Origin of the sequence: Comamonas sediminis (genome assembly GCF_041107495.1) — a bacterium.
Taxonomy (GTDB): Bacteria; Pseudomonadota; Gammaproteobacteria; order Burkholderiales; family Burkholderiaceae_C; genus Comamonas; species Comamonas sediminis.
On the sequence record NZ_JBGBDC010000019.1, the window covers coordinates 1 to 1,556 of the forward strand.

Here is a 1,556-nt window from a genome sequence, read left to right on the forward strand (position 1 = left end):
ACCCCAGTCGCCAAAGCCGGCGAGCCCCGCATCAACTGGATCAATGGCGAGTACCAGGAGAGCAACACCGACCTGAGCGTCAAAGTGCTGGGCGGCAGCCTCGACATTGCCCGCTCCTGGAGCCAGGGGCGCTGGTGGCTCAACCCCGCCTGGGCACCGCTCAGCTTTGAGCTCGATCCGCTGGGCAGCGACGCCAAGGTTATCGAGCGGGTAGGAGTGCTCTACGAGCGCAGCGGCCAAAGCGATCTGTACATGGCCAAGAGCAAAGGCAACGCACCCGTTTACATCAAACGACTCAAGGATGCCGCAGGCCAGCACACCGGCTGGCAGTGGTACGACCGCTTTGGCAACACCATCAACTACAGCGCAGACGGCGTCATCCAAAGCTACGCCAACGCCAGCGGCGTCAAAGTCAGCTTCGCCTACGACAGTGCCACCAGCGCCCGCATCCTGGACCACGGGGGCAAAACCATCTACACCGTCACCATGGCGGGGGGCCTGATCACCAAGATAGAAGACCTGGCCGGGCGCAGCGTCAGCTACCAATGGGCAGGCCAGCGCCTGGCCCAGGTCACCGACGTCATGGGCCACGCCTGGAAGTACGAGTACGACGCCAACGGCCAGATCACCAGCCGCACCGACCCGCTGGGCCTCAAGATCACCGCCCAGTACATCCAAAGCATCCCCGCGCCCGAGCCCATGCTGAGCCTGGGCAAGAAGGGCGTCACTATCGACCCCACCGGCACCAGCGGCACAACGCAAAAGCTCGCCAACCTCTGGGGCGGCGGCCGCGTGGGGCAGTTTGACGGGCAAAGCGGCTGCGCATCCACGGGCGCCAACAACTACCTGCGCGAGCGAAGGGTGTTCGAGGTTACCTACACCGACTGCAGAGGCAACGCCACCGTCACCCAGTACGACCTGCAAGGCAATGAGCTCAGCCGTACCTTCAACGGTAAAAAGACCGCCTCCAACCAATGGGATGGCGCTTACAGCCAAAAGTACACCAACGCCCGGGGCTACAGCACCACCACGACCTACGACAGCAACTACCAGCCGCTGCAAATCACCCATCCAGATGGCAGCGTGGAGAAGTACACGTATGAGCCCGTGTTTGGCAGGCAGAGCAGCTACACCAACCAGCTGGGGGTTGTGAGTACCTGGCGCTATGACAGCAAAGGCAATGTCATCGAATGGGTGGAGGCCAAAGGCCTGCCCGAGCAGCGCACCACCCTCTACACCTACGACCAATATAGCCAGCTCATCAGCAGCACCAAAGGTGCCGGGGATGCCACCCAGGCGGATGCGATTACCCAGAGCTGGCAGTACGACAGCGCGGGCAACGTCACAGCACAAACCGATGGCGAGGGGCACACGAGAAAGATGGCGTACGACTTGCGCGGGGCGCCCATCAGCAAGACCGATGCACTGAACCGTAAAACCAATTTGGAAGTTGATGCCGCAGGCAATGTGACCAAGGCCACCAACCCGCTAGGCCACGCCACCCAAATCCGCTATGACGCGAGAGGCAGGCGCACCCATGTCATCAGCCCCATGGG

At 62.2% G+C, this 1,556-nt stretch carries 1 protein-coding gene; it reads left to right on the plus strand.

The window, feature by feature from the left end:
* Positions 1-1,556 (plus strand): hypothetical protein (locus AB7A72_RS23700; RefSeq protein ID WP_369461316.1); only part of this gene is annotated, 1,556 nt, incomplete at both ends.